Source organism: Streptomyces hilarionis (assembly GCF_024539675.1).
In the GTDB taxonomy this organism is placed as follows: domain Bacteria; phylum Actinomycetota; class Actinomycetes; order Streptomycetales; family Streptomycetaceae; genus Streptomyces; species Streptomyces hilarionis.
The window spans coordinates 19,025-37,739 of sequence record NZ_JAHHIT010000072.1 but is presented as its reverse complement, the minus strand read 5'-3'; the positions used below and the strand labels follow the sequence as shown (position 1 = coordinate 37,739).

Sequence of the window (18,715 nt, the reverse complement as noted above, 5' to 3'; positions counted from 1 at the left end):
AGCGGACGACCGCTGCCGGCCACCCGATCAGGACAGCAACTCGACCTCCGCCAGCAGCAGTTCGCCCGCCGTGCGGCCGGCGCCGCCCGCCCCGTCGAAGCGCAGCCGGTAGTGCCCGTACGCGCCGGGTCGCGCGATCGTGAAGGCCCGCGTCTGACGGTCCCAGCGGAAGGTCTCCCCGGATCGCCGGTCCAGGTCCCTCCACGCACGGCCGTCCACGGACCCCTGAAGGGTCCACCCGCCGGGAGCGCGGGCGTGCTCGGCGGACGTCAGGGTGTACTGCGCCGCCCTGGTCCGCGCGGTGACCGGCAGAGCGACCGTGCCCGACACGGCCTGCCGGGTGGCCGACGTGTCGTCGAACAGCGCGCCCCCGTCGCCCTTCAACGCGTCCGTCCGGGGCGCCGGAGCCTTGTCGCCCCGGGTGATCGAGACCGGCCCGGCGTTCCTGCCGGAACCCCACGCCGAGGGCCGCGCCCCCATCGCGAACTCCAGGACCGCGCCCTTGGCGAGGAGCGCGTGGGGCAGCGCGGTGGACGTCCAGGGGCGGCCGTCGACCTTCAGGCCCTGCACGTAGACGTTGCGCGCGCTGTTCTTCGGCGCCCTGACCACCAGGTCCCTGCCGTTCTCCAGGTGCACGGTCGCCTTGGTGAACAGGGGGGAGCCGACCGCGTACTCGCCGCCGCCCATCACCAGCGGGTAGAAGCCGAGCGCGGAGAACAGGTACCACGCCGACTGCTCGCCGTTGTCCTCGTCACCGTGGTAGCCCTGTCCGATCGAGCTGCCCGTGTAGAGCCGGGCGAGCACCTCCCGCGCCCTCGCCTGCGCCTTCCAGGGCTGTCCGGCCGCGTCGTACATGTAGATCGCGTGGTGGGCGACCTGGTTGGAGTGCCCGTACATGCCCATCCGCACGTCCCGGGCCTCGGTCATCTCGTGGATCACTCCGCCGTACGACCCCGCGAACCGCGGGGAGGCGGTCTCCGGAGTGGCGAAATAGGCGTCGAGCTTCTTCGCCAGACCGGCGCGGCCGCCGTACAGGGCGGCCAGGCCCCGGCTGTCCTGCGGCGCGGTGAAGGCATAGCCCCAGCCGTTGGTCTCGGTGTAGTCGTACCCCCACACCCTCGGGTCGTAGCCGGCGGACGGCACCCGCCAGTCGCCCTTGTCGTCCCTGCCCTGGAAGAACCCGGCGCCTGCGTCGAAGAGGTGGACGTAGCCCTGGGCGCGGTTCAGGAAGTAGTCGGACTCCTCCCGGTAGCGCTGGAGGCCCGTCCGCCGGTACAGGGTCTGCCCCATGCGGGCGATGCCGTAGTCGTTGAGGTAGCCCTCCAGCGCCCATGACAGCCCCTCGTGGGTGGCCGTGCCGGTGTAGCCGAGGAAGGGGGAGGTCGCCATGCCCTTGCGCCCCACTCCCGGGGACGGCGGGACGACCGTGGCGTTCTTCAGCGCCGCCTCGTAGGCGGCCGCGGCGTCGAAGCGCACGCCCTTGACGTACGCGTCGGCGAAGGCGACGTCCGAGGACGTGCCGGTCATCAGGTCGGCGTAGCCGGGGGAGGACCAGCGCGAGGTCCAGCCGCCGTCCTTGTACTGCTGCACGAAGCCGTCGGTCAGCGCACCGGCCTGCGTCGGGGTGAGCAGCGCGTACGCGGGCCAGGTCGTGCGGTAGGTGTCCCAGAAACCGTTGTTGACGTAGACCTTCCCGTCGACGATCCTCGCGCCGGTGTGCGTCGGGGTGTCGGCGCCCGTCATCGGCGAGAAGGGCGAGGCGTACCGGTACGTCGCGCCCACCTTCTCGAAACCGGAGTTGGGGTACAGGTACAGCCGGTACAGGCTGGAGTACAGCGTCGTCAGCTGGTCCCGGCTCGCGCCCTCGACCTCCACCGTGCCCAGGAGCCGGTCCCACTGCTGCTGGGCCCGCGCCTTGACCGTCGCGAAACCGGTGTCCGCCGGGATCTCCCGCCGCAGGTTGTCGCGGGCCTGGTCGACGCCGATGAGCGACGTCGCCAGGCGCAGGGTGACGGCGTGGTCCGCGCCCGCGTCGAACCGCAGGTACCCCTTCACCCCGCTCGACGCCCCCTGCGTCACCGGCGCGTCGAACTCGCCGTACACGAAGAGCCGGGTCGCGCCCGCCGACAGCCCCGACTTCACGTCCGAGTAGCCGGTGACGACGCCGGCGTCCCGGTCGAGCGTGAGCCCGGCCTCGTCGGTGACGTTGTCGAAGACCACGCTCGCGTCCGGGCCCGGGTAGGTGAAGCGCAGGGCGGCCGCGTGGTCGGTCGGGGCCAGCTCGGCCGTGACGCCGTTCTCGAACCGCACGCCGTAGTAGTACGGGCGAGCCGTCTCGTTCACGTGCCGGAAGGCCAGCGCCCGGGCCGTCCGTCCGGTGTCCGGGACCCCGGACGCGGCCGACGGCATCACCTGGAACGTCTGCCGGTCGCCCATCCACGGACTCGGCTCGTGACTCGCGCCGAACGCCTGGATCGTGGGCAGGTTGTCCGCGTTGTTGCCCCGCGCGTAGTCGTACAGCCAGCCGAGCGAGGACGCGTCCGTCACCGGCGTCCAGAAGTTGAAGCCATGGGGCACCGCCGTGGCGGGGAAGGTGTTCCCCCGCGAGAAGCCGCCGCTGGACTGGGTGCCGCGCGTGGTCAGCGCGTAGTCGGAGAGGTGGGCCTTCCTCGGCTCCGGGGCCGCCGTGCGCAGCGCGACGTCGTCCACCCAGCCGCGGAACCGGGCGGGTCCGGCGGGGGAGTCGTAGGCGAGCAGGATCCGGTCGACGGTCTTCCCGGCCGCCACCGCGCCGATCCCCGACACGACGTCGTTCCACTGGTTGACGTACAGCACCTTCGCCGCGCCCTGTCCGCGGGGCGACAACGGGAACCCGTACTGGTCGCTCGCCCCGAGCGCGCTCAGGTACGTCCCGTCCGTGAAGGCCAGGTCGAGCGAGACGTGGGTGGCGGCGTAGTCCAGGTCGCCGTCCGCCATCGCGGGGAAGATCCGGTAGGCCAGCTCGGTGCGCGGGCCGACCGGCACGTCCACGTCGAACACCTTGTTGTACGAGTACGCGTGGCCGGCGGCGGTGTGCCGGCCCGCGTAGCGCAGCGCCCGCCGTCCCGTGAACCCGGCGCCCGCCTTGGCCGTCGGCGATCCGCCGGGTCCGCGGTCCACCGTGGTGAGCATGTCCGGCGGGACGGGCCCGTCGCCGCCGCCCGTGCCGAACCGCACGTCCGCGAGTTGCAGGATCCGGGCGCCGTGGTTCCTGGACACCTCCAGCCGGAAGTGCCGGTACTCGGCCGGGGCCGCGAGGTCGTAGGCGCGGGTCTGGAACCGCTCGGCGAAGGACTCCCCGGTGCGGGTGTCGAGCGGCGTCCAGGCAGCGCCGTCCGCCGAGCCCGAGAGGGTCCAGTCGGCGGGGTCGCGCTCGGCGGCGTCGTTCGCGGACGTCAGAGCGTAGGTGCTCACCCGGGCCGGCCGGTCGAGGTCGAACTCCACCCACCCGTCGGCGGCGAAGGCCAGCCACTTGGTGCTCGACTCGCCGTCGACGAGGTTCTCCTTCACCTCACCGCCGGCCGTGTTCTCGGCGCTCGCCCGGACGTCGGTGACCCGGTCGGTCACATCGCCCGGGAGCCCGCCGCCGTAGCCGCCGTCCACGCCCGAGGCGCGCCTGCCGCCGCCGGGCGCGGACTCGACGGTGCTCAGCCAGTCCGGGGCGCGCTCACCCGCCTCGAAGGACGAGGCGAAGCTCCGCTCGGGGAGCGGATCCCGGTTCGGCAGGGCCGCCGCCGTTCCCGGCGCGGCGCCGGCCGTCGCCACCAGCACGGCCGCGATCACGACCGCCCACCACCGCCCAGACCGTTGCATGCGTCAGCACCCTCCCCGCGCCGGACCACGCCCCGGACAACGTTGTCCTCCTGGTTGCGCAGGAATCAGTAGGTGGGCAAGTGGACAGTGATGTCAAGGATGTTGATTGCGTCAGCGAGGGGTCATTTCATGCAATTCTCCGGCAAGGCGCCCATCCGCCGGTCATATTTCCAGGAGGTCTCAACTCGGAAAAGACCCATGGCCAACCTTGTATTCGATCTTGCCCCGTCGGCCGAGAATGGACTATACCTGTCGGCGATTCATCCTCCACTCCGCGAGACCTTCGCACCACGCGCTCCGCGCGACCCTGCGTGACCCGACCGCGGTGCCGGGAAGGATCCGGCGCACCGCCTGAGTCCTGGAGAAGGCGAGGACTTGAGCATGGGATCCCACTCCGAGAACGACGGTTTTGCACACGAGGGCATGGAGCAGCACGGTTTCGAGCAGCGCGAGTTCGACAAGCGCGGCCCCGAGAGGAGTCATTCCGGGCAGCACCGCGCCGCGGGTGTCGGGCGCAGGGATCTGATCAGGAGATCGGCGGCGCTGGGTCTGGTCTCGGTCCCCACGATGGGATTTCTCGCCGCCTGCGCCAGCAGCGGCGGGGGCGGCGAGGACAAGGCCAAGGCGGGAAAGAAGACCGCGAAGAACCCGCTCGCGGTGAACGAGACCGCCCCGATGGAATTCGTCCTGTTCGACGGCGGTTTCGGCAAGGAGTACGCCGAGGACGCCGTGAAGATCTACGAGAAGGCCTTCCCTCAGGCGAAGGTGAAGTTCTCGGCCACGCAGAAGATCCAGTCGACGCTCCAGCCCCGTTTCAACCAGGGCACCCCGCCCGACCTCATCGACAACTCCGGCGCCGAGCAGATGGACATGGGCGTCCTGGTGGGCAAGAACCAGCTCGCCGACCTCACCCCGCTCCTCGACGCCGCCTCCTTCGACGATCCCGCCAAGAAGGTCCGCGACACCCTGCGCCCCGGGATCGTCGAGATGGGCCAGTTCGACGGGGCCCCGGTGTGGATCATGTACTACGCCTACACGGTCTACGGCGTCTGGTACTCGCAGAAGGCGCTCGACTCGCTCGACGCCGCGTATCCGCAGACCTGGGACGAGATGCTCGCGGTCTGTGAGAAGGCCAAGAAGAAGGGCATGGCCGGCTGGACATATGCGGGCAAGTACCCCTATTACCTTCCCTTCTCGCTCTATCCGATGATCGGCAAGGTGGGCGGTCGCGAGGTCCTCGACGCCATCGACAACCTGGAACCGAACGCCTGGAAGCACCCTGCCGTGAAGGCGTGCTTCGACGCGTACTACGAGCTCTACAAGAAGGGCTACGTCCTGCGGGGGACCCCGGGGCTCGACCACATCCAGTCCCAGACCGCGTGGGCCAAGGGCAAGGCGCTGTTCATCCCCAACGGCTCCTGGGTGGAGAACGAGTCGGCGAACGTCATCCCGGCGGACTTCGACCTGGCGGTGTCCGCGCCGACCGGGATCGACTCCTCCGACAAGATGCCCTTCGGCACGATCTGGGCCTCCGGGGGCGAGCCGTTCGTCGTTCCGGCGAAGGCGGCGAACACCGCCGGCGGCATGGAACAACTGCGCATCATGCTCAGCGAGGCGTCGTCGAGGAACTTCACCTCGAAGGTCAAGTCGCTGACCGCGTACAACGGCGGCACCGACGGCATCACACTGACCCCGGGTCTGAAGTCGGGCGTCGCCGCATTGGACAAGGCGGGCTCCAACGTGGTGAATCCCCGGCTGCAGGACTGGTACGTCCAGTTGCAGAAGGAGAAGATCGGGGTGTCCGGACTGGGCGAGATGATGGCCGGCCGGATCACTCCCGCGGAGGCGATCAAGAAGATCCAGGACTACGCCGACGCGACGGCCAAGGACGGGTCCGTCAAGCATTACAAGCACCAGTGACGACGAAAGCGCCGCGAAGCGTCCGCAGAAGCACCGGAGTGGCGATGCAGCACGGCAAGTACCGATTCATCGTGGGGTTCCTGGCGCTGCCCCTGGGGCTGTACGCGCTCTTCGTGGTGTGGCCGTTCATCCAGTCCATCTACTACTCGTTCACGGACTGGACCGGCCTCAGCCCCGAATTCAAGATGGTCGGCCTGGACAATTACCGCAGGATGCTGCACGACGACATCTTCTGGAAATCCCTGCGGCACAGCCTGATGTTCGCGATCGTGCTGCCCGTGGTGACGATCGGTCTCGCACTGTTCCTCGCCTTCATGATCAATGTCGGCGGGCGGCGGAGGAGGGGCGGACCGGCGGTCTCCGGCGTCCGCGGCTCCTCCTTCTACAAGATCGTGTATTTCTTCCCGCAGGTGCTCTCCATCGCCATCGTCGCGCTGTTGTTCGCCTTCGCTTACAACCCGGACAGCGGCGCCGTCAATTCGCTCCTGCGGGGGATCGGACTGGACGACGTCCAGCCCCTCTGGCTCGGCGACCCGGACCTCGCCCTGTGGTGCGTGATGGCGGTGCTCGTCTGGTCGACGGTCGGATTCTTCGTGGTCCTGTTCTCGGCCGGCATGGCCTCCATCCCGGCCGACCTCTACGAGGCCGCGCTGCTCGACGGAGCGAACCGGTCCACGACGTTCTTCCGCCTCACCCTGCCGCTGCTCTGGGACACGGTGCAGTCGGGGTGGGTCTACATGGGCATCCTCGCCCTCGGCGCCGAGTCGTTCGCCGTCGTGCAGATCATGACGACCGGGCCGGGCGGCCCCGACTACTCGACCACCGTGATGGTTCTGTACGTGTACCAGAAGGCCTTCCGCGACGGTCAGGCCGCCTACGCCACCACCATCGGCGTCGCCCTGCTCGTCGTGACGCTGGCCTTCGCCGCGGTCGTGCTGCGGCTGGGACGGCGCGAACGGCTGGAGTACTGACGATGAAGACGACCGAGACCTCCGCCCCCCTGCCGGCCGACGCCGGCTCCGGCGCGTCCGTCACCAAGGCCGGCCCGCCCGTGAAGGAGCGGCCGGCGCGGGACGCCGGGGAAGGAAGGGTGCTCAACGCCTTCTCCCACGGCATCCTGGTCATCTGGGCGATCATGGTCGTGCTGCCCCTGCTCTGGGCGGTGATGACCTCCTTCAAGGACGACGGCTCCATCTTCGGCTCGCCCTGGTCGCTGCCGGACACCCTGCACTTCGACAACTGGTCGCGGGCCTGGACCGAGGCCGACATGAGCGACTACTTCCTCAACACCGTCCTCGTGGTGGGCGGTTCGCTCTTCGGCACGCTGGCCCTCGGCTCCATGGCGGCCTACGTCCTGGCCCGCTTCGACTTCCCGGGCAACCGCTTCGTCTACTACCTCTTCATCGGCGGCATGAGCTTCCCGATCATGCTGGCGCTGGTGCCGCTGTTCTACGTCGTGAACAACATGGGGCTGCTCAACACCATCCACGGCCTGATCCTCGTCTACATCGCCTACTCGCTGCCGTTCACGGTGTTCTTCCTGACCGCCTTCTTCCGCACCCTTCCCACGTCGGTGGCGGAGGCCGCCTTCGTGGACGGCGCCTCGCACAGCCGTACGTTCTTCCAGATCATGCTGCCGATGGCCAAGCCCGGTCTCATCAGCGTCGGCATCTTCAACTTCCTCGGGCAGTGGAACCAGTACATGCTCCCCACGGTCCTCAACACCGACCCCGACAAGCGCGTCCTCACCCAGGGGCTGGTCCAACTGGCCGTCAGCCAGGGGTACAAGGGCGACTGGTCGGGGCTGTTCGCGGGCCTGGTGATGGCGATGCTGCCGGTGCTGGCCGCGTACATCGTCTTCCAGCGGCAGGTGGTGCAGGGCCTGACGGCGGGCGCGCTGAAGTAGCGACGCAGCGGCGCCGGAACGGGAACGACGCCCTCCGGCCCGCGCACCGGCCGGGGTCCGCCGCGCGCCGCCGCCCGCCCGGACGCCCGCCTTTCGGGCCGTTCATGGAGCGCCCCGCGCCCGGTCCGGCCCGCGCCCGTCGGACCCGTCCGGCCGCTCGGCCCCCCCGGCCGTGTACGGGCCGACCCCGAGCACGGGTCCCGTCCGCCGCTCCCGTCCGCCGTCGGCCGTCCGCCCCGAGCCTTGCGTGCACCCCTTGACCGCACCGGTCCTCGCGCGCCCGGCGACCGGGGCGCCGCGGGCGCGGGTCGCCCTGCCGTCACCCGGTCCGCCACGCCCCGCAGCCGGTCCCGCACACCCCGCGACCGAGCGTTCCGCCACCCTCCGTGTCGCTTCGCACGCATGCGGATACTGTTCAACCTCTTGACGGGAGGCGACCCGAACAGCTCAGCTTAGAGTTCACTAGTTGGACATAGACGGGGCCTCATCGAAGCGGTCCCGCGCGCAGGAGGTCGTCGTGGAGACTCCGGGGTCGCAGTCGTCACTGCACCGAGCCAACCTGGAGCGAGTCGTACGCGCCGTGCGCCTGGCCGGGTCCCTCACACAGGCGGAGATCGCCCGGACGACCGGCCTGTCGGCCGCGACCGTCTCCAACATCGTGCGTGAGCTCAAGGACGGCGGGACCGTCGAGGTCACGCCCACCTCGGCCGGCGGACGCAGGGCCCGCAGTGTCAGTCTGAGCGGGGACGCGGGCATCGTCATCGGTGTCGATTTCGGCCACACCCATCTACGGGTCGCGGTGGGGAACCTGGCCCACCAGGTGCTCGCCGAGGAGTCCGAGCCACTGGACGTGGACGCCTCGTCCACACAGGGCTTCGACCGGGCGGAACAGCTGGTCAGCCGCCTGATCGAGGCCACCGGGGTGGACCGGTCGAAGGTCGCCGGAGTAGGGCTGGGCGTCCCCGGGCCGATCGACCTGGAGTCCGGCACCCTGGGCTCCTCCGCGATCCTGCCCGGCTGGATCGGCACCCGCCCCGCCGAGGAGATGAAGGACCGGCTGGGCGTCGCCGTGCACGTGGACAACGACGCCAACCTCGGCGCGCTCGGCGAGATGGTCTGGGGCAGCGGCAGGGGGGTGCGCGATCTCGCGTACATCAAGGTCGCGAGCGGTGTCGGCGCCGGTCTGGTGATCGAGGGGAAGATCTACCGCGGCCCCGGCGGCACCGCAGGAGAAATCGGACATATTACACTCGATGAGTCCGGCCCCGTCTGCCGCTGCGGAAACCGGGGCTGCCTGGAGACCTTCGCGGCCGCGCGCTACGTGCTGCCGCTCCTCCAGTCCAGCCACGGCACGGATCTGACGATGGAAGGCGTCGTGCGGCTGGCCAGGGACGGAGACCCGGGCTGCCGTCGGGTGATCGCCGACGTCGGCCGACACATCGGCAGTGGAGTCGCCAATCTCTGCAACCTGCTGAACCCCAGCCGGGTGGTCCTCGGCGGCGATCTCGCCGAGGCCGGTGAGCTGGTGCTCGGTCCGATAAGGGAGTCCGTCGGCCGCTATGCGATTCCGAGTGCGGCGCGTCAACTCTCCGTTCTCCCAGGGGCACTTGGGGGTCGTGCCGAGGTGCTCGGAGCACTCGCCCTCGCGCTGAGCGAGATGGGTGATTCGACCCTTTTGGACGGCACGCTGACCGCCGCGACACCTGCCTTCACTTAGAGAACGCATGACGCCGTTGCCATCTCGTTAAGTATTTACTTCTTGACGTCGCACGTGTGGCCGAGTTGACTTCCAGCCACCTCGGCCGCAGCGTTGCGGCCCTGTCAGGGAGGCAAGTCCAAATGAACGCAACGATGCGTAGAGTCGTGATCGGCGCCACCGCCGTCTCCATGGCACTGTCGATTGCCGCGTGCGGCAAGGCAGGCGACAAGGGCAGCGACTCCGGCAGCAGCAGCTCGGGCGACAAGTCCATCGGCCTGCTGCTCCCCGACAGCGTCACCGCGCGGTACGAGAAGTTCGACAAGCCGTACTTCGACGCCAAGGTCAAGGCGCTCTGCTCCGACTGCAAGCTGGAGTACGCGAACGCCGCGGCCGACCCGGCCAAGCAGGCCCAGCAGGTCAGCAACATGGTCACCAAGGGCGTGAAGGTCATCGTGATCTCCGCCCAGGACTCGGCCGCGATCAAGTCGTCCATCAAGTCCGCGGTGGACAAGGGCGTCAAGGTCGTCGCGTACGACCGCCTCGCCCAGGGCCCGGTCAGCGCCTACGTCTCCTTCGACAACGTCAAGGTCGGCGAGCTCCAGGGCCAGGCCCTGCTCGACGCCCTCGGCGCCAAGGCCACCCCGAAGTCGAAGATCGTCATGATCAACGGTGACGACGCCGACCCGAACGCCGCCCAGTTCAAGCAGGGCGCGCACAAGATCCTCGACGGCAAGGTCGACATCGCCTACGAGCAGTCCGGCCTGTGGAAGGACACGGTCGCCGCGCAGAAGATGTCCGCGGCCATCACCCAGCTGGGCGCGAAGAACATCGCGGGCGTCTACGCCGCCAACGACGGCATGGCCGGCGGCATCGCCAACACCCTCAAGGGCGCGAAGATCAGCAACATCCCGCTGACCGGCCAGGACGCGGAGCTCGCGGCCATCCAGCGGATCGTCGCCGGCACCCAGTCCGCCACGGTCTACAAGGCCTACAAGCCCGAGGCCGAGACCGCCGCCCAGCTCGCGGTCAACCTGCTGGAGGGCAAGGACATCAAGTCCCTGGCCACCCAGACGCTCACCAGCGGCTCCGGTGACAAGGTGCCCTCCCAGCTGCTGACCCCGGTGTCGGTCACCAAGGCCAACATCAAGGACACGGTCGTCAAGGACGGGCTCTTCACGGTGGCCCAGATCTGCACGCCCGAGTACGCCGCCGCCTGCAAGGCCGCCGGCCTCCAGTAGCAGCCCCGGTCCCGGGGGACCGCCCGAGCCGGCGTGAGCCGCCCGCGGGTCGTTCCCCGGGACCTGTCGACCGCCCCCGCGGTCCCGCGAGACCTGTCCGACGCCCGCCCCACCTTCACACCCCGCTGCCGGGGCGGGCGTCGGACGGAACCGTTGCCAAGAGCAGCGGATTCGCGCATGTTCATCTTGTAAACCTCGTGCGTCGACGCCGCGTCACCCGCGCGTCGCGCACATCCCTCCGCGCCTGTTCGTTGCGCGCGGCATCCCCGCCGGTCAGGCGGCGAAGGAGATGGTTCACGTGTCCGCTACGCCCGTGTTGGCGTTGCGCGGGGTCTCCAAGCGATTCGGTGCGGTCCAGGCACTCACCGACGTCGAGCTGGAGGTCCACGCCGGAGAAGTGGTCGCCCTGGTGGGCGACAACGGCGCAGGAAAGTCCACCCTGGTCAAGACGATCGCGGGTGTCCATCCCATCGATGAGGGCGTCATCGAGTGGGAGGGGAAGCCGGTCAGCATCAACCGGCCGCACGACGCGCAGGGACTCGGCGTCGCGACCGTCTACCAGGACCTCGCGCTGTGCGACAACCTCGACGTGGTCGGCAACCTCTACCTCGGACGTGAGCTGCTGCACCGCGGCGTCATCGACGAGGTGACGATGGAGAAGAACGCGCGGGAACTGCTGTCCACGCTCTCCATCCGCATCCCGAGCGTGCGCATCCCGATCGCGAGCCTCTCGGGCGGTCAGCGCCAGGTCGTCGCCATCGCCCGCGCGCTGATCGGCGACCCGAAGGTCGTCATCCTCGACGAGCCCACCGCCGCCCTGGGCGTGGAGCAGACCGCGCAGGTCCTCGACCTCGTCGAGCGGCTGCGCGAGCGCGACCTCGGCGTCATCCTCATCAGCCACAACATGGCCGACGTCAAGGCGGTCGCCGACACCGTCGCCGTCCTGCGTCTGGGCAAGAACAACGGCTCCTTCCCCGTGAAGGACACCAGCCACGAAGAGATCATCGCCGCGATCACGGGTGCCACGGACAACGCCGTGACCCGTCGTGCGGGGCGTCGCACCGCGGAGGCGGCAAAGTGAGCGACACGTCGAAGCCCGTCAAGAGCGACTCCTCGGAGCCCGTGAAGGGCACGAGGACCGAGAAGGCCGCGACGGCGACCGAGGTCGGCAAGACCGAGGGCGTGGTCGCCGGCCAGGAGACCGTGGCCCCCGCCGACGACCCGACGGCGGCGCCGGTCACCGTCGTCGACCCGCGCCTGCTGATCCGCGAGGAGGGCCTCAAGGGCTACCTCACCGAGTTCAAGCGCAAGGTCAAGGGCGGCGAGCTCGGCCAGATCCCGGTCGTCCTCGGCCTGATCGTCATCTGGACGATCTTCCAGCTGCAGAACGACCGCTTCCTGAGCGCCGCCAACCTCTCCAACATCAGCTACTTCCTGTCGGCCACCGGCATGCTCGCCATCGGCCTGGTGTTCGTGCTGCTGCTCGGCGAGATCGACCTGTCGGTCGGTTCCGTGAGCGGCCTGGCGTCCGCGCTGTTCGCCGTGTTCGTGACGGACCACGGCGTGAATCCCTGGGTGTCGCTGGTCCTGGCGGTCCTCACGGGCATCGCCGTCGGCGCCCTCCAGGGATGGTTCTTCGCCCGGATCGGCGTACCGGCGTTCGTGGTGACCCTGGCCGGCTTCCTGGGCTGGAACGGTCTGATGCTGTGGCTGCTGGGCTCCAGCGGCACGATCAACCTGCCCTCGGACTCCGGCCCGGTCCACCTGCTCGGCCAGAACTCCTTCTTCATGGACCAGGCGATCATCGGCGCCTACATCCTGGCCGGTCTGGCCGTCGTGCTGTCCGCGGTCGGCAACTTCGGTGAGCAGCGCCGCCGCCGGGCCGCCGGCGTGCCGTTCCGCGCGACCAGCGAGATCCTGCTGCGCGTGGGCCTGCTCGCGCTCGCCGCGTTCGTCTCCGCCGCCGTGCTGAACAACGCCTCCGGCGTCTCCAACGCGCTGGTGATCTTCCTGGCGGCGCTGGTGATCGTGGACTTCGTGCTGCGCCGCACCACCTACGGCCGCAAGGTCTTCGCGGTCGGCGGCGGCATCGAGGCCGCCCGCCGCGCCGGCATCAACGTCCCGCTGATCCGCATCACCGTGTTCGCCATCTCGGGCGGGTTCGCGGCGGTCGGCGGCATGTTCTTCGCCGGTCAGACCGCGGGCGCCTCGCTCAGCGCGGGCGGCGGCAACACCCTGATGCTCGCCATCGCGGCGGCCGTCATCGGCGGCACCAGCCTCTTCGGCGGCCGCGGCACCGTCTGGTCGGCGCTTCTGGGCATGCTGGTCATCCAGTCGATCCAGACCGGTCTTGACCTGCTCAACATGAACACCTCGATCCAGTACATGATCACCGGTGGTGTTCTGCTCGGCGCCGTCGTCATCGACTCGGTGTCGCGCAAGAGCCAGAAGGCAGCCGGCCGCGGCTAGTCCGCGTCCGCGACCCGGTTCTCCCACGCAGTGCCCTGTGCCCGGCATCCCGGCGGATGCCGGGCACAGTCGTGCTCCCGGCCGGGCGTCGCCGCGCCGGGCCCGGGCGCGCGGTCGTGTCATGACGGGCGCCGATCGTGGGTACGGCCGTTCGCGTGACGTATGACGCACGGGCCGGACACCGGCCGCCCGGGCGGAACATTAGACTCGACAAGCCCGGCAACAGCTCGATCAGCTTTTACTGCAAGGAGGCACGGGTGCCGCTGCTGACCCGCATCAGGGGACCGCGCGATCTGGACCGGCTCAGCCCGGAGGAGCTGGACCAGCTGGCAGGGGAGATCCGGACCTTCCTCGTCGACGCCGTCTCCAAGACCGGCGGCCACCTCGGACCCAACCTCGGCGTGGTCGAGCTCACCATCGCCCTGCACCGGGTCTTCGAGTCGCCCAAGGACAAGGTGCTGTGGGACACCGGCCACCAGTCCTACGTGCACAAGCTGCTCACGGGCCGGCAGGACTTCTCCCGGCTGAAGATGAAGGGCGGCCTCTCGGGCTACCCGTCGCAGGCGGAGTCCGAGCACGACGTCATCGAGAACAGCCACGCCTCCACGGTGCTCGGCTGGGCCGACGGCCTCGCCAAGGCCAACCAGATCCTGGACCGCGACGACCACGTCGTCGCCGTCATCGGCGACGGGGCCCTCACCGGCGGCATGGCCTGGGAGGCGCTGAACAACATCGCCGACGGCGACCGCCCGCTGGTCATCGTCGTCAACGACAACGAGCGCTCCTACGCGCCGACCATCGGCGGCCTCGCCAACCACCTGGCCACCCTGCGCACCACCGACGGTTACGAGCGCTTCCTGGCCCGCGGCAAGGACCTCCTGGAGCGGACCCCGGTCGTCGGCAGGCCCCTCTACGAGACCCTGCACGGCGCCAAGAAGGGCCTGAAGGACTTCATCGCCCCCCAGGGCATGTTCGAGGACCTCGGCCTGAAGTACGTCGGCCCGATCGACGGCCACGACATCGAGGCCCTGGAGTCGGCGCTGGCCCGGGCCAAGCGCTTCGGCGGCCCGGTCATCGTGCACTGCCTCACCGAGAAGGGCCGCGGCTACCAGCCCGCCCTCCAGGACGAGGCCGACCGCTTCCACGGCATCGGCCCCATCCACCCCGACACGGGCCTGCCGATCAAGGCCTCGGGCGCCGACTGGACCTCGGTCTTCGGCGACGAGATGGTCCAGCTCGGCAAGGAGCGGCAGGACATCGTCGCGATCACCGCGGCCATGCTCCAGCCGGTCGGCCTGAAGAAGTTCGCGGACGCCTTCCCCGAGCGCATCTACGACGTCGGCATCGCCGAGCAGCACGCCGCCGTCTCCGCCGCCGGCCTGTCCGCGGGCGGCCTGCACCCGGTGTTCGCGGTCTACGCCACCTTCCTCAACCGCGCCTTCGACCAGGTCCTGATGGACGTCGCCCTGCACAAGTGCGGCGTGACCTTCGTCCTGGACCGGGCCGGCGTCACGGGCACCGACGGCGCCTCCCACAACGGCATGTGGGACATGTCGATCCTCCAGGTCGTCCCGGGCCTCCGGCTCGCCGCCCCGCGCGACGCCGACCAGGTCCGCGCCCAGCTGCGCGAGGCCGTCCAGGTCGAGGACGCCCCGACCGTCGTCCGCTTCTCCAAGGGCGCCGTCGGCCCCGCGGTGGCCGCCGTGGGACGCGTCGGCGGCATGGACGTGCTGCGCGAGAGCGGCACCGACACCCCCGACGTGCTGCTGGTCTCCGTGGGCGCCCTCGCCCCGATGTGCCTGGAGATCGCGACCCTCCTGGACCGCCAGGGCATCACGACCACGGTCGTCGACCCGCGCTGGGTCAAGCCCGTCGACGAGGCCATGGCGCCGCTCGCGGAGCGCCACCGGGTCGTCGTCACCGTCGAGGACAACTCGCGCGTGGGCGGTGTCGGCTCGACGATCGCCCAGGCCCTGCGCGACGCCGGCGTCGACGTCCCGCTGCGCGACTTCGGCATCCCGCCGCGCTTCCTCGACCACGCCTCCCGCGCGGAGGTCATGGCCGAGATCGGGCTCACCGCCCCCGACATCGCCCGCCAGGTCACCGGCCTCGTCTCGAAGCTCGACGGCCGCTACGGCAGCGCGGCCTCCGACGTCGACTCCGTGGAGAGCGCCCGCGACTGACGCCGTCCCACCCGCCGACACACCCGAACGGACCGGTTCCGCCACTGTGAAGAGTGGTGGAAACGGTCCGTTCGCGTTAACCGGCCCGCGCCGGGGCATACGGTCTACGCCCCCTCTCGATCATGTCGAGGACGACACAGCGTGGGAGGTACCCCGTGAGCAGCACCCTCTTCCGGACGAAGAAGGTCGAGCAGTCCATCCTCGATACCGAGGAGCCAGAGCACGCGCTCAAGAAGTCCTTGTCCGCGCTGGACCTGACCGTCTTCGGCGTCGGCGTGATCATCGGCACCGGCATCTTCGTCCTCACCGGCACGGTCGCCAAGAACAACGCCGGTCCCGCCGTCGCCCTGGCCTTCGTGGTGGCCGGGGTCGTCTGCGCGCTCGCCGCGCTCTGCTACGCCGAGTTCGCCTCCACCGTCCCGGTGGCCGGCTCCGCGTACACCTTCAGCTACGCCTCCCTCGGGGAACTGCCCGCCTGGATCATCGGCTGGGACCTGGTCCTGGAGTTCGCGCTCGGCACGGCCGTGGTGGCCGTCGGCTGGTCCGGGTACATCGCCTCGCTGCTCGACAACGCGGGGTGGCACCTGCCGGCGGCGCTCGGCAGCCGGGAGGGCGCCCACGGCTTCGGCTTCGACATCCTCGCCGCCGCGCTCGTGCTGGTGCTGACCGCCGTCCTCGTGATCGGCACGAAGCTCTCCGCGCGCCTCACCTCGATCGTGGTCGCGATCAAGGTGACCGTCGTCCTGACCGTGATCGTCGCCGGCGCCTTCCTGATCCACGGCGAGAACTACGACCCCTTCATCCCGAAGGCGCAGGCCGTCGACGCGGGCGGCGGCCTCAAGGCCCCGCTGATCCAGCTGATGTTCGGCTGGGCGCCGTCCAACTTCGGCGTCATGGGCATCTTCACGGCCGCCTCCGTCGTCTTCTTCGCCTTCATCGGCTTCGACGTCGTCGCCACCGCCGCCGAGGAGACCAGGAACCCGCAGCGCGACATGCCCCGGGGCATCATCGGCTCGCTGATCATCTGCACGCTCCTCTACGTCGCCGTGTCGATCGTCGTCACCGGAATGGAGCACTACACCAAGCTGTCCGTGAGCGCCCCGCTCGCCGACGCCTTCAAGGCCACCGGGCACCCCTGGTTCGCGGGCTTCATCAGCTTCGGCGCCGCCGTCGGCCTGACCACGGTCTGCATGATCCTGCTCCTGGGACAGACCCGCGTCTTCTTCGCCATGAGCCGCGACGGACTGCTGCCGCGCTTCTTCTCCCACGTCCACCCGCGGTTCCGGACCCCGCACCGGCCGACCATCCTGCTCGGCGTGCTCATCGCGGTCCTGGCCGGCTTCACCAGCCTGAGCGAGCTCGCCGAGCTGGTGAACATCGGCACCCTGTTCGCGTTCATCGTCGTCGCCATCGGCGTGATCATCCTGCGCCGGTCGCGCCCCGACCTGCCGCGGGCCTTCCGCACCCCGTGGGTGCCGGTCCTGCCGATCGTGTCGGTGTGCGCCTCGCTGTGGCTGATGCTGAACCTGCCCGCCGAGACCTGGCTGCGGTTCGGCATCTGGATGGTCATCGGCTTCGTCGTGTACTTCCTCTACGGCCGCACCCACAGCCGTCTCGCACGCCCTCAGGAGGCCTCCGCCGGGGGCGCCGGGCCCACGGGCGGGCCCACCCGCGACGACGCCGTCTGACGGCCCCACAGCCGCTCCAGCGGCCGTCCCCGGGCCCGCCCCCGGCCGTCCGAGGGCCTGCGCGGGCCCGCTCCCCGGTCGCCGACGGCCGGCTCCCGCACACGGCGTGCGGGAGCCGGCCGTCGGCCGTGCCGGGCCTGCGCGCGCCGTCGCGCCTCAGCCCCGCACCGCGCGCGGCCCGGTGACGTCCGCGCCGAGCTCGGTGACCCGGCGGCGCAGCTCACGGTCGGCCGTCACGACCAGACGGCGGCGCGGGCCGGCCTCGGCGACCAGTTCCACGATGCGGTCGTCGCCGCTGCCCGGCGCCGACTCCACCCGCACGCCGGGGACCGGCTCCACCCCGCGCGCCGCGCCCTCCACCACGAGGACGATCTCCACGGGTCCGGGGCTGCCCGGCAGCCCGTCCGCGGCCAGCCGGTCGCGCAGCCGCTCCGCCGCCCCCCGCCGGTCCCGCCACCAGCCGTCGGGCACCGACCCGACGACGTTCGCGGCGTCCACGATCACGAGCAGCGCCCTGTTGTCGTCCATACGGCCCACCGTCGCACGGACGGCCCCCGAGCGTGACCCGCGCGCGGGCGCCCTCCGGTGGGCGTCATAAGGTGATCCGGTGAACGGCGACTGGCTCATACGCGGCCGCGACGGGCGGCTCGCTGTCTATCTCGTGTCGGACGACGCCGTCCTGTGCCGGGCGGAACGCTTCCCGGGAGGGCCCTGGGAGGCCCCGCGCAGGGTCGGCGGCGACCAGCAGGTCCATCCCGTCCTGGGCCTCGGCCAGGGCGCCGACGAGTATGCCCACCTGGCCTCCTGGTGGACCACCCGCAAGGGGGTGACGGGCCTGGTGCACTCCACCCACTTCCGTCCCCTGCTCGCCGCCCTGGACTGGGCGCCCCTCGGACACCCCGACAAGAAGGGCGGCCGCACCGGCACGCCCGCCGTCGCCGTGGACGCCGAGGGACGCGCGCACGTCTTCGTCCGCAAGGGCGGGGGCGGGGTGGGCCTGATCGTCCAGAAGGAGAAGGGCGGCTGGGAGCCCTGGCGGGACCTGGAGGGGCAGGGCGTCGAGGAGCCGCCCGTCGCGGTGACGGCCGGGTCCGGCCGCGTCGAGGCGTACGCGGCCCGGCCGGGCGGGATCCTGCACTGGAGCCGGCCGGAGCAGGACGCCGAGCCGGAGCTGACCGGGTCCCTCGACGCGCCCGTGCGGGCCGGGACCCTGCGCGCCCTGGCCACCTCCGCGGAGCACACCACGGTCTTCTACACCGACGAGTCGGGCGACCTGTGCGCCTGGCGCTCCGGCGGGGAGGCCGTCCGCCTGCTGGCGGCCGCCGGCCCCGGGCCGGTCGCCGCCGTCCGCACCGAGCTCGACGGCCACGACTGCACGCTGCTCGCCCAGCGCTCGGCGAGCGGCCGGGTCGCCTTCGCCGCCTACCCCACCGAGGGGGAGTCGGCGGGCGCCTGGTGGACCGAGTCCGGTCCGCAACTGCCCGCCGACGCCGTGGTGGCGCTCGCCGAGGACCACCAGGGCCGGGTGGTCGCGGCGGCCCTGTCCCCGTCCACCGGCGACCTGCTGCTCACCCGCCGCAAGGACGAGCCGGGCCTCGCCCTGACGGCCTGGCAGACCGTCTGACGGGACGGCCCGGCAGGGTCGTGCCCGGCGGGCGGCGCCGCGCGGCCCGCCGTGCCCGTGCGCCCGTCGCGCCACGCACAGAGGGCCTCCACCCGTAGGCGGAGGCCCTCGTCAGGCGCACGACGTGCGCCCGGTC

At 70.7% G+C, this 18,715-nt stretch carries 12 protein-coding genes; 10 read left to right on the top strand and 2 right to left on the bottom strand.

Annotation, left to right across the window (positions count from 1 at the left end):
- Nucleotides 1-27: 27 nt before the first annotated feature.
- Complete coding sequence (locus tag KMS84_RS18905; protein ID WP_256917424.1) at nucleotides 28-3,852, bottom strand: GH92 family glycosyl hydrolase; 3,825 nt, start codon at nucleotides 3,850-3,852, stop codon at nucleotides 28-30.
- A 381-nt stretch (nucleotides 3,853-4,233) separates the two neighbouring features.
- Here KMS84_RS18905 and ngcE point away from each other — a divergent pair, with 381 nt between their 5' ends.
- From ngcE to KMS84_RS18860, 9 genes are all read left to right on the top strand, one after another.
- Nucleotides 4,234-5,772, top strand: coding sequence for an N-acetylglucosamine/diacetylchitobiose ABC transporter substrate-binding protein (gene ngcE, locus KMS84_RS18900; protein ID WP_438818957.1), 1,539 nt, complete (start codon nucleotides 4,234-4,236; stop codon nucleotides 5,770-5,772).
- 44 nt (nucleotides 5,773-5,816) lie between these two features.
- Nucleotides 5,817-6,743, top strand: coding sequence for a carbohydrate ABC transporter permease (locus tag KMS84_RS18895; RefSeq protein ID WP_256917436.1), 927 nt, complete (start codon nucleotides 5,817-5,819; stop codon nucleotides 6,741-6,743).
- 2 nt (nucleotides 6,744-6,745) lie between these two features.
- The gene (locus KMS84_RS18890) at nucleotides 6,746-7,678 is read left to right on the top strand and encodes a carbohydrate ABC transporter permease (RefSeq protein ID WP_256917423.1); all 933 of its coding nucleotides are present in this window, start codon (nucleotides 6,746-6,748) and stop codon (nucleotides 7,676-7,678) included.
- Nucleotides 7,679-8,195: 517 nt separating this feature from the next.
- The gene (locus KMS84_RS18885; protein WP_256917422.1) at nucleotides 8,196-9,395 is read left to right on the top strand and encodes an ROK family transcriptional regulator; all 1,200 of its coding nucleotides are present in this window, start codon (nucleotides 8,196-8,198) and stop codon (nucleotides 9,393-9,395) included.
- 122 nt (nucleotides 9,396-9,517) lie between these two features.
- Nucleotides 9,518-10,615, top strand: a complete 1,098-nt coding sequence (locus KMS84_RS18880) for a sugar ABC transporter substrate-binding protein (RefSeq protein WP_438818956.1) — start codon at nucleotides 9,518-9,520, stop codon at nucleotides 10,613-10,615.
- A gap of 289 nt (nucleotides 10,616-10,904) precedes the next feature.
- Nucleotides 10,905-11,696 carry an ATP-binding cassette domain-containing protein gene (locus KMS84_RS18875; protein WP_200723850.1) on the top strand — a complete coding sequence of 264 codons (792 nt, stop codon included), beginning with the start codon at nucleotides 10,905-10,907 and terminating at the stop codon, nucleotides 11,694-11,696.
- Nucleotides 11,693-13,084 (top strand): sugar ABC transporter permease, encoded by a 1,392-nt coding sequence (locus tag KMS84_RS18870; RefSeq protein ID WP_438818955.1) that lies wholly within the window; start codon nucleotides 11,693-11,695, stop codon nucleotides 13,082-13,084. Before KMS84_RS18875 ends, KMS84_RS18870 begins: the two co-directional genes overlap by 4 nt.
- A gap of 257 nt (nucleotides 13,085-13,341) precedes the next feature.
- Nucleotides 13,342-15,267, top strand: coding sequence for a 1-deoxy-D-xylulose-5-phosphate synthase (gene dxs, locus KMS84_RS18865; RefSeq protein WP_256917433.1), 1,926 nt, complete (start codon nucleotides 13,342-13,344; stop codon nucleotides 15,265-15,267).
- Nucleotides 15,268-15,422: 155 nt separating this feature from the next.
- Nucleotides 15,423-16,955 carry an amino acid permease gene (locus tag KMS84_RS18860; RefSeq protein ID WP_256917421.1) on the top strand — a complete coding sequence of 511 codons (1,533 nt, stop codon included), beginning with the start codon at nucleotides 15,423-15,425 and terminating at the stop codon, nucleotides 16,953-16,955.
- 156 nt (nucleotides 16,956-17,111) lie between these two features.
- Here the strand turns inward: KMS84_RS18860 and KMS84_RS18855 are convergent, their stop codons facing one another.
- On the bottom strand, nucleotides 17,112-17,483 hold the full coding sequence (locus KMS84_RS18855; protein WP_256917420.1) for a PIN domain-containing protein: 372 nt from the start codon (nucleotides 17,481-17,483) through the stop codon (nucleotides 17,112-17,114).
- Nucleotides 17,484-17,562: 79 nt separating this feature from the next.
- Between KMS84_RS18855 and KMS84_RS18850 the strand changes: the two genes are divergently transcribed.
- Nucleotides 17,563-18,579 carry a PLL family lectin gene (locus KMS84_RS18850; RefSeq protein ID WP_256917419.1) on the top strand — a complete coding sequence of 339 codons (1,017 nt, stop codon included), beginning with the start codon at nucleotides 17,563-17,565 and terminating at the stop codon, nucleotides 18,577-18,579.
- Nucleotides 18,580-18,715 lie beyond the last annotated feature (136 nt).

Bases quoted from the DNA above. Each gene is read 5' to 3' on its own strand.
- KMS84_RS18905 (WP_256917424.1), bottom strand. From the start codon at position 3,852: ATGCAACGGTCTGGGCGGTGGTGGGCGGTCGTGATCGCGGCCGTGCTG.
- ngcE (WP_438818957.1), top strand. From the start codon at position 4,234: ATGGGATCCCACTCCGAGAACGACGGTTTTGCACACGAGGGCATGGAG.
- KMS84_RS18895 (WP_256917436.1), top strand. From the start codon at position 5,817: ATGCAGCACGGCAAGTACCGATTCATCGTGGGGTTCCTGGCGCTGCCC.
- KMS84_RS18890 (WP_256917423.1), top strand. From the start codon at position 6,746: ATGAAGACGACCGAGACCTCCGCCCCCCTGCCGGCCGACGCCGGCTCC.
- KMS84_RS18880 (WP_438818956.1), top strand. From the start codon at position 9,518: ATGAACGCAACGATGCGTAGAGTCGTGATCGGCGCCACCGCCGTCTCC.
- KMS84_RS18875 (WP_200723850.1), top strand. From the start codon at position 10,905: ATGGTTCACGTGTCCGCTACGCCCGTGTTGGCGTTGCGCGGGGTCTCC.
- KMS84_RS18855 (WP_256917420.1), bottom strand. From the start codon at position 17,483: ATGGACGACAACAGGGCGCTGCTCGTGATCGTGGACGCCGCGAACGTC.